The following is a 14,191-nucleotide window of genomic DNA, read 5'->3' on the forward strand; positions in this document are numbered from 1 at the left end:
GTCACCGGGCTGAATCGGGGCGTTGTGCTGCCGCTACTGGCCCTATCGCCGGCAAGCCAGCTCCCACAGGTACGGCGCAAACTCCGCAACCTTGCTGATCCTGTGGCAACCGGCGAGCGCGCGAGAGCGCTGCAGGCTGGAAATCAATCAACACTCACACCGGAAAAATCATTGCGCCCGAACGGGCTGACCTTGAACTCGGAAACCTTGACGCTGAGCGGCTGGTTCACCGTGGAATGCGCCACCGGGGTAATCGGCACCTGTTGCTTGAGGCGTTGCTGGGCCTGCTGGTACAGCGCCGTGCGTTGGCTGCGGTCGGTGACCTGCTTGGCCTGCTTGACCAGGCGGTCGTATTCCGGGTCGCACCACAGCGAATAGTTGTTGCTACCAATCGCGTCGCAGTTGTAGAGGGTGCCCAACCAGTTGTCCGGGTCGCCGTTGTCGCCGGTCCAGCCGATCAGGGCGATATCGTGTTCACCGCTTTTCATGCGCTTGAGGTATTCACCCCATTCGTAGCTGACGATGCGCACCTTGAAGCCGAGCTTGCTCCAGTCGGCCTGGAGCATTTCCGCCATCAGCTTGGCGTTGGGGTTGTACGGACGCTGTACCGGCATGGCCCACAGGGTGATTTCGCTGCCGGGCTTCACGCCGGCCTGCTGCAGCAATTGCCGGGCCTTTTCCGGGTCATAGGGCGCGTCCTTGATGCTGCTGTCATAGGACCACTGGGTCGGCGGCATGGCGTTGACGGCCAGCTGGCCGGAGTCCTGGTACACCGCCTGGAGGATCGCCTGTTTGTTCACCGCCATGTCCATCGCCTGGCGCACTTCCAGGCGGTCGAATGGCGGGTGCTTGGTGTTGTAGGCGATGTAGCCGAGGTTGAAGCCCGGTTGCTGCAGCACCTGCAGCTTGCTGTCGGCCTTCAGCGCCGGCAGGTCGGCCGGGCGCGGGTGCAGGGTGACCTGGCATTCGTTGCGGCGCAGCTTCTGGATGCGCACCGACGGGTCGGTGTTGATCGAGAACACCAAGTTGTCGATCTTCACCTCGTCTGCTGCCCAGTAAGCCTGGTTGCCCTTGTAGCGAATCTGCGAATCCTTCTGGTAGCGCTGGAACACGAACGGCCCGGTGCCGATCGGTTGCTGGTTGATGTCGCTGGGGCGCCCGCTGGCCAGCAACTGCCCGGCGTATTCGGCAGAGAGAATGGAGGCAAAGCTCATGGCCAGGTTCTGGATGAAGGCGGCATCGACTGCGTTCAAGGTGAACACTACGGTCATGGGGCCGGTTTTCTCGACACGGGCGATGTTCTTGTCCAGGCCCATGCTGACGAAATAGGGGAACTCGGTCGGGTAGGCCTGGCGGAACGGGTGGCCCTTGTCGAGCATGCGGTTGAAGGTGAACAGCACGTCGTCGGCGTTGAACTCGCGGCTGGGTGTAAAGGCCTTGTTGCTGTGGAACTTCACTCCCTCGCGCAGGTGAAAGGTGTAGCGCAGGCCATCGTCAGATACTTCCCAGCGGGTTGCCAGTGCAGGTTGCACGGCGGTGCCACCGCGCTCGAACTCGACCAGGCGGTTGTAGATGGGCTCGGCGGCATCGTTGTCGGTGGCGCTGGTGTATTGCGCGGTGTCGAAGCCGGCCGGGCTGCCTTCGGAGCAGAACACCAGGTTGTTGGCCAGCACGGCCGGGGTCTGGCTGACCAGGCCGAGGGCCAGCAGGGCGGAAAGGCGGGTGGTGTAGCGCATGAACAAGTCCTTTTACGTCTGTTTGCGCCGCCGCGTGCAAAAATGCCGGCAACAGCGCGCCGCCCCCGCAGTGCTGGCGGCGGGGCGACATGAAGGGGGAGGCGAGGTTGGCAGGGGCACCCGCACTTCAGCGGGTGCCACAGCTAGCCTATTTGTCCACGCTGACGCCGTAGAAGGAGTTCAGGCCGAACGGGCTGATCTTGAAGTCCTTCACCTTGGCGCTCATGGGCTGGTACACGGTGGAGTGGGCGATCGGGGTGATCGGCACCTGCTCCTTGAGGATGTGCTGCGCCTGCTTGTACAGCTCGGTGCGCTTGGCCTGGTCGGGAGTGGCCTTGGCCTGCTTGATCAGGTCGTCGTAGGGTTTGTAGCACCACTTGGAGAAGTTGTTGCCGTTCATGGCATCGCAGCCGTACAGGGTGCCCAGCCAGTTGTCCGGGTCACCATTGTCACCGCTCCAGCCGATCAGCATGGCGCCCTGTTCGCCACCCTTGGAACGTTTGATGTATTCACCCCATTCATAGCTGACGATCTTCGCCTTGATGCCCACCTTGGCCCAGTCCGATTGCAGCATTTCGGCCATCAGCTTGGCATTGGGGTTGTACGGGCGCTGCACCGGCATGGCCCACAGGGAGATCTCGGTGCCTTCCTTGATGCCGGCTTCCTTGAGCAGCTGCCGGGCTTTCTCCGGGTCGTACGGGGCGTCCTTGATGCTGTCGTCGTAGGACCACTGGGTGGGCGGCATGCCATTGACCGCCAGCTGGCCGGCGCCCTGGTAGACCGACTCGATGATCTTTTTCTTGTCCACGGCCATGTCCAGCGCCTGGCGGACTTTCAGCTGGGCCAGCGGGTTGGCTTCGTTGCTGCCCTTGACCTTGTCCATCACGTTATAGGCGATGTAGCCGAGGTTGAAGCCGGCCTGGTCAGGCATCTGCAGCTTGGGGTCCCGCTTCAGCGGCTGGATGTCGGCCGGGCGCGGGAACAGGGTGACCTGGCATTCGTTCTTCTTCAGTTTCTGCATGCGCACCGAGGCGTCGGTGGTGATGGCGAAGATCAGGTTGTCGATCTTCACGTCATCCGGTTGCCAGTAATCCTTGTTGCCCTTGAAGCGGATCTGCGCGTCCTTCTGGTACTTGCTGAACACGAACGGGCCGGTGCCGATCGGCTTCTGGTTGATATCGGCAGCCTTGCCCTCCTTGAGCAACTGGTCGGCGTATTCGGCGGACTGGATCGAGGCAAAGCTCATGGCCAGGTTCTGGATGAATGCGGCGTCGACCTCGTTGAGGGTGAACCTCACCGTGTGGTCGTCGAGCTTCTCCACCTTGGCGATGTTCTTGTCCATGCCCATGTCGGTGAAGTACGGAAACTCGGTGGGGTAGGCCTTGCGGAACGGGTGGTCCTTGTCGAGCATGCGGTCGAAGGTGAACAGCACGTCGTCGGCGTTGAATGCGCGGGTGGGCTTGAAGTAGTCGGTGCTGTGGAACTTGACCCCTTCGCGCAGGTGGAAGGTGTAGGTCTTGCCGTCGTCGGACACTTCCCACTTGGTCGCCAGGCCCGGGATCACGGCGGTGCCGCCGCGTTCGAACTGGGTCAGGCGGTTGAACACGGTCTCGGCCGAGGCGTCGAAATCGGTCCCCGTGGTGTATTGCCCCGGGTCGAAGCCGGCCGGGCTGCCTTCGGAGCAGAACACCAGGTTGGACGCGGCGAGGGCCGACGGTGCGCCGGAGAGCAAGCCTGCGCCTAGCAGGAACGGAATGACTGCGTGTTTGAGCATGGTGGCCTCATTGTTGTCATTTTTCGATTTGAGGTGGCCTCGTGAGCCGACCTGCGGATACTTATGCAGGGGGTGTACCCAATGCAATACGGGAAGGGTTCCTTGGCGCCAGAAAAGTGGTACGGCCGTACATGGATGTCGCATTGGTGTAACTTTTCGCGAAGTTGAACGTTTGCGCGGGCAGAATGATGGCTTTTTGCGGGATATTTCGGGGCGGGGAAAGCTGTAGGAAGCACCTGAATGGTGCGTAGGAGTGTTCTGAAAAGCTTGAAGTTGACGCGATCCTCAAGGAGCGGGCTCGCCCGCTCCCATCGGTTGGATCAAGGCATTTGCACTTCGATCAGGCCATCGGCATTCATGCTGACTTCGCTGGTGCCAGCTTCGATATCCGGTGCCGGCGCCGCTTCATCGGCTGCCATCGCCTTCATCGGCATCGGCGCGCTGCGCATGTAGGGGTGGGGGTAACCACTGCTGTTGAGGTTCAGGCTGACCACCTTGTAGCCTTTGCCGCCCAGTGCCTCGGTGGCCAGTTGCGCGCGTGCCTTGAAGGCATCCACCGCATCCTTGAGCAGCGCATCCTCACTGGCCTTGCGCGTGGCCGGGGCAATGGAGAAGTCCATGCCGCCCATCTTCAGCTCCTGCAGCAGGTCGGCGGTCAACTGCGACAGGGCCGGGAAGTTGGCGCTTTCCAGGCGCAGCTCGGCGCGCTCGCGCCAGCCGGTGATCTTCTGCCCCTTGCTGTCATACACCGGGTAGCTGTTGCGGCTGCCCTGGCTGATCTTCACGTCCTTGACCTGGCGCGCCTGCTTGACGGCCTTGTTCATGGTTTCGGTGATCTGCTGGGCGAGCTTGCCCGGGTCGGTGTTCTGCGCTTCGCTGTAGAGGGTCACCACCATCAGGTCGCGCGCCACTTCCTTGCTGACTTCAGCACGCAGCGATACCTGGTTGTAGCGCGGTTCATCGGCAGCCAGCACCGGCAGGCTGGCGAGCAGGCCGCAGGACAGGATCAGCGCGGCGCCGCGACGAGGGTTTTGCATGTGGGATACTCCTTGGCAATAAAAGGCGTGGGCTTTGGCCATCCATTCCACGCATGGGCCATCAGACCGGCAACAGTGTAGTGGGTTCAAAAGTGCCATCATGGACTTGTGACAAAGTGTGGCGCTTTGCCGCATCACTGCAGCGCGGCGCCAGGCTTCGGTATACTCCAGCCGATTTTCTGGAGCACTCATCAGGAGAGCTCATGCTCGCCGCCGTACAACCGCTGTCCGCTACCCGCCAGAACCTCTGGCGCCTGACCGTCATTCGGGTCCTGGTCCTGGCTGCCCAGGCCGGCTCCGTAGGCGTCGCCTACTGGACCGAACTGCTGCCGCTGCCCTGGCTGTCGCTGGCTGGCACCTTGGCCTTGTCATCGCTGCTGTGTGCTTTCACGGCCCTGCGCCTGCGCCTGTCGTTGCCGGTCACCGAGCTGGAATACGCCCTGCAGCTGGCCTGCGACCTGCTGATCCACAGTGCCTTGCTGTACTACTCCGGCGGTTCGACCAACCCGTTCGTCTCGTATTATCTGGTGCCGCTGGCGATTGCTGCGGTGACCTTGCCGTGGCTGTATTCGCTGATTCTTTCCGGCATCGCGCTGACCGCCTACAGCTTGCTGCTGGTGCAGTTCTACCCGCTCGAAGGCTTGCCGATGGCGCGGGACAAGATGCAGGTCTATGGCATGTGGCTGAGCATCGCCCTGGCCGCTGCCGTGATCACCTTCTTTGCGGCGCGCATGGCTGAAGAGCTGCGTCGCCAGGAGCAGTTGCGCTCCGAGCGGCGCGAAGAAAGCCTGCGCGACGAGCAGCTGCTGGCCGTGGCCACCCAGGCTGCCGGCGCAGCCCATGAGCTGGGCACGCCGTTGGCGACCATGAGCGTGTTGCTCAACGAAATGCGCCAGGACCACGCCGACCCGCTGCTGCAGGAAGACCTGCAGATCCTCCAGGACCAGGTGAAGCTGTGCAAGGAGACCCTGCAGCAACTGGTCCGCGCCGCCGAGGCCAATCGCCGCCTGGCGGTGGTGGAGCAGGACGTGACTGCCTGGCTCGACGAAGCGCTCAACCGCTGGCACCTGATGCGTCCGGAGGCCAGCTACCGCTTCCAGCGCCTGCGCGACGGCCAGGTACCGCGCCTGACCCCGCCACCCGACCTGACCCAGGCGCTGCTGAACCTGTTGAACAATGCTGCCGATGCCTGCCCCGATGACCTTGAAGTGCGCCTGGACTGGGATGCCCACGACATCGTCATCAGTATCCGCGACCATGGCCCCGGCGTGCCGCCGGCCATTGCCGAAGCCATCGGCAAGCCCTTCATTACCACCAAAGGCAAAGGCTTCGGCCTGGGCCTGTTCTTGAGCAAGGCCAGCGTGACCCGTGCGGGCGGTTCGGTGAAACTCTATAGTCATGAACAGGGTGGCACCCTGACCGAACTGCGCCTGCCCCATGGCAAGCGAGGAGATGAATGATGAGCGAAGAAAACCAGGTCGAAGGCGAAGAGCTTCCGCACCTGCTGCTGGTGGATGACGATGCCACCTTCACCCGGGTCATGGCCCGTGCCATGAGCCGCCGCGGGTTCCGCGTAAGCACCGCCAGCTCGGCCGAGGAAGGCTTGCTGCTGGCCCAGCAGGACCTGCCGGACTACGCCACGCTGGACCTCAAGATGGACGGCGACTCCGGCCTGGTGCTGCTGCCCAAGCTGCTGGAGCTGGACCCGGAAATGCGCGTGGTGATCCTGACTGGCTATTCGAGCATTGCCACCGCCGTGGAGGCGGTCAAGCGTGGCGCCTGCAACTACCTGTGCAAACCGGCCGATGCCGATGACGTGCTGGCGGCGCTGCTGTCGGAACACACCGACCTGGATACCCTGGTGCCGGAAAACCCGATGTCGGTCGACCGCCTGCAGTGGGAGCACATCCAGCGCGTGCTGAACGAGCACGAAGGCAATATCTCGGCCACTGCGCGGGCCCTGGGCATGCACCGCCGGACCTTGCAGCGCAAACTGCAGAAGCGCCCGGTCCGGCGCTGATTCCTGCCGGGCTTGTACCGGCCCTTTCGCGGGCTCGCCCGCTCCCACAGGTACTGCACAGGTCTTGGGCTTGTGGAATACCTGTGGGAGCGGGCAAGCCCGCGAAGAGGCTGGTACTGACAGAGATTTCTCTGTATTACCCCGCGATCCCCGCAAGTCCCGGCCGTTGGCGTATCATTAGCCGCCTAACGGCAACCCCTCCAGGATCGCTTGCGCATGCTCGCCCTTCTTATCCAGACGCTGAACATCACGGCACCGGTCTTCGCCATGCTGTTCATGGGCGTGCTGCTCAAACGCATCCGTCTGATCGATGACAATTTCAACCGCGTCGCCTCGCAGCTGGTATTCAACGTATGCATGCCAGCGCTGCTGTTCCTCGGCATCTACCACGCCGACCTGGGCGCTGCGGTCAAACCCGGGGTCCTGCTGTATTTCACCGCCGCCACCCTGGTCGGCTTCGCCATCGCCTGGGGGCTGGCCATCTGGCGTTGCCCCGAAGCGGACCGGGGCATCTACGCCCAAGGCGCATTCCGTGGCAACAACGGTGTGATCGGCCTGGCCCTGGCCGCCAGCCTGTACGGCGACTACGGTATTTCCCTGGGCGCGGTGCTCGCTGGCCTGGTGATCCTGCTGTACAACTCGCTGTCGGCGGTGGTGCTGGCGGTGTACAGCCCGGACCTGAAGTCCGACCCATGGAGCATCTGCAAGAGCATTTTCAGCAACCCGTTGATCATCAGCGTACTGGTAGCCACGCCGATGGCCTACGGCCAGGTGCCGCTGCCCAACTGGCTGCTCACTTCAGGCGACTACCTGGCGCAGATGACCCTGCCGCTGGCGTTGATCTGCATCGGCGGCACCCTGTCGCTGGCGGCGTTGCGTGACAGCGGCAGGCTGGCCATCGACGCCAGCCTGGTGAAGATGGTCTGGCTGCCGCTGGTCGGCACCCTGGGTGCCTGGCTCTGCGGCTTTCGCGGTGCCGAACTGGGCATCCTGTTCCTGTACATCGGTAGCCCGACCGCAGCAGCCAGCTACGTGATGGCGCGGGCAGCCAACGGTAACCATGAGCTGGCGGCGTCGATCATCGTAGTTACCACGCTGATGGCGGCAATTACCACCAATATTGGTATTTTCATCTTGCAGTGGGGCGGATGGATCTAGATCCTTCACTGCAAATAACACAACAACACTGCCTCACTGAGCTAAAGGACACTTCATGCAAGACCAGAGCACGCCCGAGCGGTTGCAGCGCGGGCTGAAGAATCGCCATATCCAGCTGATTGCGCTGGGTGGGGCTATCGGCACCGGTTTGTTCCTGGGTATCGCCCAAACCATCCAGCTGGCCGGCCCCTCCGTCCTGCTGGGCTATGCCATCGCCGGTCTGATGGCCTTCCTGATCATGCGCCAACTCGGCGAAATGGTGGTGGAAGAGCCAGTGGCCGGCAGCTTCAGCCACTTCGCGCACCAGTACTGGAGCGAGTTCGCCGGTTTCGTCTCGGGCTGGAACTACTGGGTGGTGTACGTGCTGGTCGGCATGGCCGAACTCACCGCGGTGGGTATCTATGTGCAGTACTGGTGGCCGGGCTTCCCCACCTGGGCGACGGCAGCGATCTTCTTCGTGGTGATCAATCTGATCAACCTGACCCAGGTGAAGGTCTATGGCGAGATGGAATTCTGGTTCGCCCTGGTCAAGGTGGTAGCCATCGTCAGCATGATCGGTTTCGGCGCCTGGCTGCTGACCAGTGGCCATGGTGGCCCGGATGCCAGCGTGGCCAACCTGTGGCAGTACGGCGGCTTCTTCCCCAACGGTGTCACCGGCCTGGTGATGGCATTGGCGGTGATCATGTTCTCGTTCGGCGGCCTGGAACTGGTGGGCATCACTGCTGCCGAGGCCGACAACCCGCGCCAGAGCATCCCCAAGGCCACCAACCAGGTGGTGTACCGCATCCTCATCTTCTACATCGGTGCCCTGGCGGTGCTGCTGTCGCTGTACCCGTGGCAGAAGGTGGTGCAGGGCGGCAGCCCGTTCGTGATGATCTTCCACGAACTGGACAGCGACCTGGTGGCGACCATCCTCAACATCGTGGTGCTGACAGCCGCGCTGTCGGTGTACAACAGCTGTGTATACGCCAACAGCCGCATGCTGTTCGGCCTGGCCAGCCAGGGCGACGCGCCGCGGCAGTTGCTGAAGGTCAGCCGCAGCGGCGTGCCGCTGACCGCGCTGGGCGTGTCGGCGCTGGCGACCGGGCTGTGCGTGCTGATCAACTACCTGATGCCAGGTGAAGCGTTCGGGTTGCTGATGGCGCTGGCGGTCTCGGCGCTGGTGATCAACTGGGCGAGCATCAGCATTACCCACCTGAAATTCCGCAAGGCCAAGCTGGCAGCCGGGATCATCCCGTTCTACAAGAGCTGGGGGCACCCGTTGACCAACTACCTGTGCCTGGCGTTCATCGTGCTGATCCTCGTGGTGATGTACCTGACCCCGCCGATTCGCATTTCGGTGATGCTGATTCCGGGGTGGATCCTGGTGCTATGGGTGGCCTTCAAGATGAAGAAGGCTCGCCAGGCCAGGTAGGTAACACAGTACCGGCCTCTTCGCGGGTAAACCCGCTCCCACAGGGTTACGCAGGCTACGAAAGCTGTGCGATACCTGTGGGAGCGGGTTTACCCGCGAAGAGGCCGGTACAGGCTACCTACTGATAGCTGTCGATCACTTCCTGCGCCGCGCGGAACGCATCGATCGCCGCCGGCACCCCCGCATAGACTGCGCAATGCAACAGCGCTTCACGAATCTCCTCCACCGTACAGCCATTGTTCAACGCCCCGCGTACATGCCCCTTGAGTTCCTGCGGGCACTTGAGTGCCGTCAGCGTCGCCAGAGTAATCAGGCTGCGGGTTTTCAACGGCAGGCCGTCGCGCGCCCACACGCTGCCCCAGGCATGTTCGTTGACGAAGTCCTGCAGCGGCTGGGTAAAGTCGGTGGCATTGCCCAGGGCGCGGTCGACGAACGCGTCGCCCATTACCTGGCGGCGAATCTGCTCGCCGGTCTTGTTGCTATCAGCCATGTTGTTTTCCTTAGTGTTGGCGGCGCCAGGCACGCACGGTGGTGTACAGCAACACCACGGCGAGCACTGGCAGTACGTAGAACAGCATCAGCCGCTCCAGGCGGCCGGCCAGCGGCAGGCCCATGGTAAACGCCGCCACGTGCAGCCCATAGGCCAGATACAGGCAGAGGAACACCAGGCCTTCGGCGCGGGTAATGCGGTAGCCGGAATAGAACACTGGCAGGCTCAGCGCAGCAACGCCAAGCATCACTGGCAGGTCGAAGGCCAGGGCGTTGGGTGAAATCGACAGCGGTTGTGGGGTGACCAGTGCGGTCAGGCCCAGTACGGCCAGCAGATTGAACAGGTTGCTGCCGATCACCGTACCCACGGCGATTTCCCGTTCCCCGCGCAGTGCGGCGATCAGCGCGGCGGCCAGTTCCGGCAGGGAGGTGCAGATGGCGACCACGGTCAGGCCGATGATGCGCTCGGACAGGCCGAGGTCGGTGGCCACTTCCACCGCGGCTTCCAGCAGCAGGTGGCCGGCCAGGCTCAGCAGGCCCAGGCCGGCCAGCACCTGCAACAGCGTGCCCGACCAGAAGCGTCCGGCGCTGGTGACGAGCGTGGCCGGTGCAGGGTAGGTGCGTGCATAGTGGCGGGACTGATGCCACAGCGTGGCCAGGTAGCCGGCCAGGCCAAGCAGCAGCAATGCCCCTTCGATGCGGCCCAGGTGGCCGTTGGCGGCTAGCCCGAAGACCAGCCCGCTGGCGGCGATCATCAGCGGAATGTCCAGGCGCACCAGTTGCCGTGACACGCGCAGCGGAATGATCAGCGCGGCCAGGCCGAGGATGACCAGCACGTTGAAGATATTGCTGCCGACCACGCTGCCCACTGCCACGTCCGGCGCCCCCTGGTAGGCGGCCTGCAGGCTCACCGTCAGTTGCGGCGCGGTGCTGCCGAAGGCGACCAGGCTCAGGCCGATGATCAGTGGGCGTACGTGCAGGCGCTGGGCCAGGCGCAAGGCTGCGCGTACCAGCAGTTCGGCGCCAGCCACCAGCAACAGCAGGGCAATGCCCAGTTGCAGAAGGCTGAAGGTAGCAAGGGTGGCCAAGTCGAAAATGGTCGGACTCCTGTCGCGTCAGTCGCTAAGCCCTTGTACTCGCACCCGCGCGGTTCCGCTACGGATCATGCCGATTTTTTCCGCCGCAGCACGTGACAGGTCGATGAGGCGGCCGCGGGTATGCGGCCCACGGTCATTGATACGCACTACCACGCTGCGCTGGTTGGCGGTGTTGGTAACCAGCACGCGAGTGCCGAAGGGCAGGCTGCGGTGGGCGGCAGTGAGGCCGTTCTGGTTGAACGGTTCGCCGCTGGCGGTGCGTTTGCCGTGGTGGCGCGAGCCGTAGTAGGAAGCGGTGCCCGTCTGGTCGTAGCCGCGCGGGTCGATGTCATGGCTGGCGCAGCCGGCCAACAGGGAATAGAGGGCGAGGGTGCTCAGGGATCGTTTTAGCAAGTCAGGTGCTCCGCTGCTGCAGTTGGGGCCGCTGTGCGGCCCATCGCCGGCAAGCCGACTTCCACAGGGAACCCGCAGCCCTTGAGAGCGGTGCTGTACCTGTGACAGCTGGCTTGCCGGCGATCGAGGGCGGAGCCCTCGCCGCATTTTCAAATCACCCTTCGAGCTTGGCCTTGAGCAATTGGTTCACCTGCCCGGGGTTGGCCTTGCCTTTGGAAGCTTTCATCGCCTGGCCGACGAAGAAGCCGAACATCTTGCCACGCTTGGCCTCGTCGGCTGCGCGGTACTGTTCGACCTGCTCGGCGTTGGCCGCCAGCACTTCGTCGAGCATCTTGTCGATCGCGCCGGTATCGGTGACCTGCTTGAGGCCTTTGCTGTCGATGATGCTGTCAGCATCACCTTCACCGGCAGCCATGGCCTCGAACACGGTCTTGGCGATCTTGCCGCTGATGGTGTTGTCGCGGATACGCAGCAGCATGCCACCCAGTTGCGCGGCGCTGACCGGGGCCTGGTCGATCTCGATGCCCAGCTTGTTCAGCAGGCTGCCCAGCTCGACCATGACCCAGTTGGCGGCCAGCTTGGCATCGCCACCGATCTTCACCACTTCTTCGAAGTAATCAGCCTGTTCGCGGCTGGATGCCAGCACGTTGGCATCGTAGGCCGACAGGCCGTACTGCTGCTGGAAGCGCTCGACCTTTTGTGTCGGCAGCTCGGGCAGGCTGGCGCGGACGGTTTCCAGGAAGCTGTCCTCGATCACCACCGGCAGCAGGTCCGGGTCGGGGAAGTAACGGTAGTCGTTGGCTTCCTCCTTGCTGCGCATGGAGCGGGTCTCGTCCTTGTTCGGGTCGTACAGGCGGGTTTCCTGGACCACCTTGCCGCCGTCTTCGATCAGGTCGATCTGGCGCTGGATCTCGCTGTTGATCGCGCGCTCGATGAAGCGGAACGAGTTGACGTTCTTGATCTCGCAGCGGGTGCCGAACTCGGCCTGGCCTTTTGGCCGGATCGATACGTTGCAGTCGCAACGCAGCGAGCCTTCGGCCATGTTGCCATCGCAGATGCCCAGGTAACGCACCAGCGCATGAATTGCCTTGACGTAAGCCACGGCTTCCTTGGCGCTGCGCATGTCCGGCTCGGAAACGATCTCCAGCAGCGGGGTGCCGGCACGGTTGAGGTCGATGCCGGTGGAGCCGCTGAAGTCTTCGTGCAGGCTCTTGCCGGCATCTTCTTCGAGGTGCGCACGGGTTACCCCGATGCGCTTGATGGTGCCGTCTTCCAAGGCGATGTCGAGGTGGCCCTTGCCGACGATCGGCAGGTCCATCTGACTGATCTGGTAGCCCTTGGGCAGGTCGGGGTAGAAGTAGTTCTTGCGCGCGAACACGTTGCGCTTGCCGATTTCGGCGTCGATGGCCAGGCCGAACATGCACGCCATGCGCACGGCTTCCTGGTTCAGCACCGGCAGAACGCCGGGCATGCCCAGGTCAATCAGGCTGGCCTGGGTGTTCGGCTCGGAACCGAAGGTGGTGGCGCTGCCGGAGAAGATCTTCGACTGGGTGGCGAGCTGAGTGTGGATTTCCAGCCCGATCACAACTTCCCATTGCATGTGTGAATTCCTCAGAAGCCGTTGGGGGCGCGGGTGTGCCAGTCGGTCACTTGCTGGTAGCGGTGCGCGACATTGAGCAGGCGGCCTTCCTGGAAGTACGGCGCCAGCAGTTGCACGCCGACCGGCAGGCCATCGACGAAGCCGGCTGGCATCGACAGGCCCGGCAGGCCTGCCAGGTTGGCGGTGATGGTGTAGACGTCTTCCAGGTACGCGGCGACCGGGTCGCTGCCCTTGGCGCCGAGTTTCCAGGCCGGGTTCGGCGTGGTCGGGCCGAGGATCAGGTCGACGTCGTTGAACGCGGCCATGAAGTCGTTCTTGATCAGCCGGCGAATCTGCTGCGCCTTCACGTAGTAGGCGTCGTAGTAGCCAGCCGACAGGGCATAGGTACCGACCATGATGCGCCGCTGCACTTCGATGCCGAAGCCTTCGCCACGGGAACGCTTGTACATGTCGGTCAGGTCTTTCGGGTTTTCGCAGCGGTAGCCGAAGCGCACGCCGTCGAAACGCGACAGGTTGGACGAGGCTTCCGCCGGGGCGATCACGTAGTAGGCCGGAATGGCGTGCTGCATGTTCGGCAGGCTGATTTCCTTGACCACCGCGCCGAGCTTTTCCAGCTCCTTGACGCTGGCCTGGACCAGGTCGGCAATGCGCGGGTCGAGGCCGGCACCGAAGTATTCCTTCGGCAGGCCGATACGCAGGCCCTGCAGCGAGGCGTTGAGGCTGGCACTGTAGTCCGGCACCGGCTCCTCGATGCTGGTGGAGTCCTTGGCGTCGAAGCCGGCCATGCCTTGCAGCAGCAGGGCACAGTCTTCGGCGGTACGCGCCAGCGGGCCACCCTGGTCGAGGCTGGAGGCATAGGCGATCATGCCCCAGCGCGACACGCGACCATAGGTCGGCTTGAGGCCGGTGAGGTTGGTCAGGGCCGCCGGCTGGCGGATCGAACCGCCGGTGTCGGTGCCGGTGGTGGCGGGCAGCAGGCGCGCGGCCACGGCTGCGGCCGAACCGCCCGACGAGCCGCCCGGGACGTGCTCGAGGTTCCACGGGTTCTTCACCGCGCCGTAGTGGCTGGACTCGTTGGCCGAACCCATGGCGAATTCGTCCATGTTGGTCTTGCCCAGGGTGACCATGCCGGCTTCGGCCAGCTTGGCCACTACGGTGGCGTCATACGGCGCCTTGAAGTTGTCGAGCATCTTCGAGCCGCAACTGGTGCGTACGCCGTTGGTGCAGAACAGGTCCTTGTGGGCGATCGGGGCACCCAGCAGCGCGCCGGTTTCGCCAGCGGCGCGACGGGCGTCGGCAGCCCGCGCCTGGCCCAGGGCCAGGTCTTCGGTGACGCTGATGAAGCTGTTGATCTGCGGGTCGAGCTGCTTGATGCGCGCCAGCAGGGCGCCGGTCAGCTCTTCGGAGGAAAACGACTTGTCGGCGAGTCCGCGGGCGATCTCGGCCAGGGTCAATTGATGCATGGCAGGCTCT

12 protein-coding genes are annotated in these 14,191 nt (G+C 63.5%); 4 read left to right on the forward strand and 8 right to left on the reverse strand.

Annotated elements, in window-relative coordinates; all coding sequences use genetic code 11:
- Positions 1–143: 143 nt before the first annotated feature.
- From HG549_RS04760 to HG549_RS04770, 3 genes are all read right to left on the reverse strand, one after another.
- Positions 144–1,736, reverse strand: coding sequence for an ABC transporter substrate-binding protein (locus HG549_RS04760; RefSeq protein WP_170028384.1), 1,593 nt, complete (start codon positions 1,734–1,736; stop codon positions 144–146).
- Positions 1,737–1,884: 148 nt separating this feature from the next.
- Positions 1,885–3,510, reverse strand: a complete 1,626-nt coding sequence (locus HG549_RS04765) for an ABC transporter substrate-binding protein (protein WP_170028385.1) — start codon at positions 3,508–3,510, stop codon at positions 1,885–1,887.
- A gap of 320 nt (positions 3,511–3,830) precedes the next feature.
- The gene (locus HG549_RS04770) at positions 3,831–4,547 is read right to left on the reverse strand and encodes an SIMPL domain-containing protein (protein ID WP_170028386.1); all 717 of its coding nucleotides are present in this window, start codon (positions 4,545–4,547) and stop codon (positions 3,831–3,833) included.
- 203 nt (positions 4,548–4,750) lie between these two features.
- On the opposite strand from HG549_RS04770, the gene HG549_RS04775 reads away from it, so the two are divergent.
- From HG549_RS04775 to HG549_RS04790, 4 genes are all read left to right on the forward strand, one after another.
- Positions 4,751–6,007 carry an ATP-binding protein gene (locus tag HG549_RS04775; RefSeq protein ID WP_170028387.1) on the forward strand — a complete coding sequence of 419 codons (1,257 nt, stop codon included), beginning with the start codon at positions 4,751–4,753 and terminating at the stop codon, positions 6,005–6,007.
- A complete protein-coding gene (locus HG549_RS04780; protein ID WP_170028388.1) occupies positions 6,007–6,567 on the forward strand; it encodes a response regulator transcription factor in 561 nt (186 codons plus the stop codon). Before HG549_RS04775 ends, HG549_RS04780 begins: the two co-directional genes overlap by 1 nt.
- A gap of 216 nt (positions 6,568–6,783) precedes the next feature.
- Complete coding sequence (locus HG549_RS04785) at positions 6,784–7,725, forward strand: AEC family transporter (protein WP_170028389.1); 942 nt, start codon at positions 6,784–6,786, stop codon at positions 7,723–7,725.
- Positions 7,726–7,780: 55 nt separating this feature from the next.
- A complete protein-coding gene (locus HG549_RS04790; RefSeq protein ID WP_170028390.1) occupies positions 7,781–9,139 on the forward strand; it encodes an amino acid permease in 1,359 nt (452 codons plus the stop codon).
- Between the two features lie 118 nt (positions 9,140–9,257).
- Here the strand turns inward: HG549_RS04790 and HG549_RS04795 are convergent, their stop codons facing one another.
- The 5 genes from HG549_RS04795 to gatA form a co-directional block, all read right to left on the reverse strand.
- Entirely contained in the window at positions 9,258–9,629 is a 372-nt protein-coding gene (locus HG549_RS04795) for a carboxymuconolactone decarboxylase family protein (protein WP_170028391.1), read from the reverse strand.
- A gap of 10 nt (positions 9,630–9,639) precedes the next feature.
- Positions 9,640–10,683 carry a calcium/sodium antiporter gene (locus tag HG549_RS04800; protein WP_170034046.1) on the reverse strand — a complete coding sequence of 348 codons (1,044 nt, stop codon included), beginning with the start codon at positions 10,681–10,683 and terminating at the stop codon, positions 9,640–9,642.
- 60 nt (positions 10,684–10,743) lie between these two features.
- Positions 10,744–11,118, reverse strand: a complete 375-nt coding sequence (locus tag HG549_RS04805) for a septal ring lytic transglycosylase RlpA family protein (RefSeq protein WP_170028392.1) — start codon at positions 11,116–11,118, stop codon at positions 10,744–10,746.
- Between the two features lie 154 nt (positions 11,119–11,272).
- Positions 11,273–12,718 (reverse strand): Asp-tRNA(Asn)/Glu-tRNA(Gln) amidotransferase subunit GatB, encoded by a 1,446-nt coding sequence (gene gatB, locus HG549_RS04810; protein ID WP_170028393.1) that lies wholly within the window; start codon positions 12,716–12,718, stop codon positions 11,273–11,275.
- Between the two features lie 11 nt (positions 12,719–12,729).
- Positions 12,730–14,181, reverse strand: coding sequence for an Asp-tRNA(Asn)/Glu-tRNA(Gln) amidotransferase subunit GatA (gatA, locus tag HG549_RS04815; protein ID WP_170028394.1), 1,452 nt, complete (start codon positions 14,179–14,181; stop codon positions 12,730–12,732).
- Between the last annotated feature and the right edge of the window lie 10 nt (positions 14,182–14,191).

Source organism: Pseudomonas sp. SK, assembly GCF_012975065.1.
GTDB classification, from domain to species: domain Bacteria; phylum Pseudomonadota; class Gammaproteobacteria; order Pseudomonadales; family Pseudomonadaceae; genus Aquipseudomonas; species Aquipseudomonas anuradhapurensis.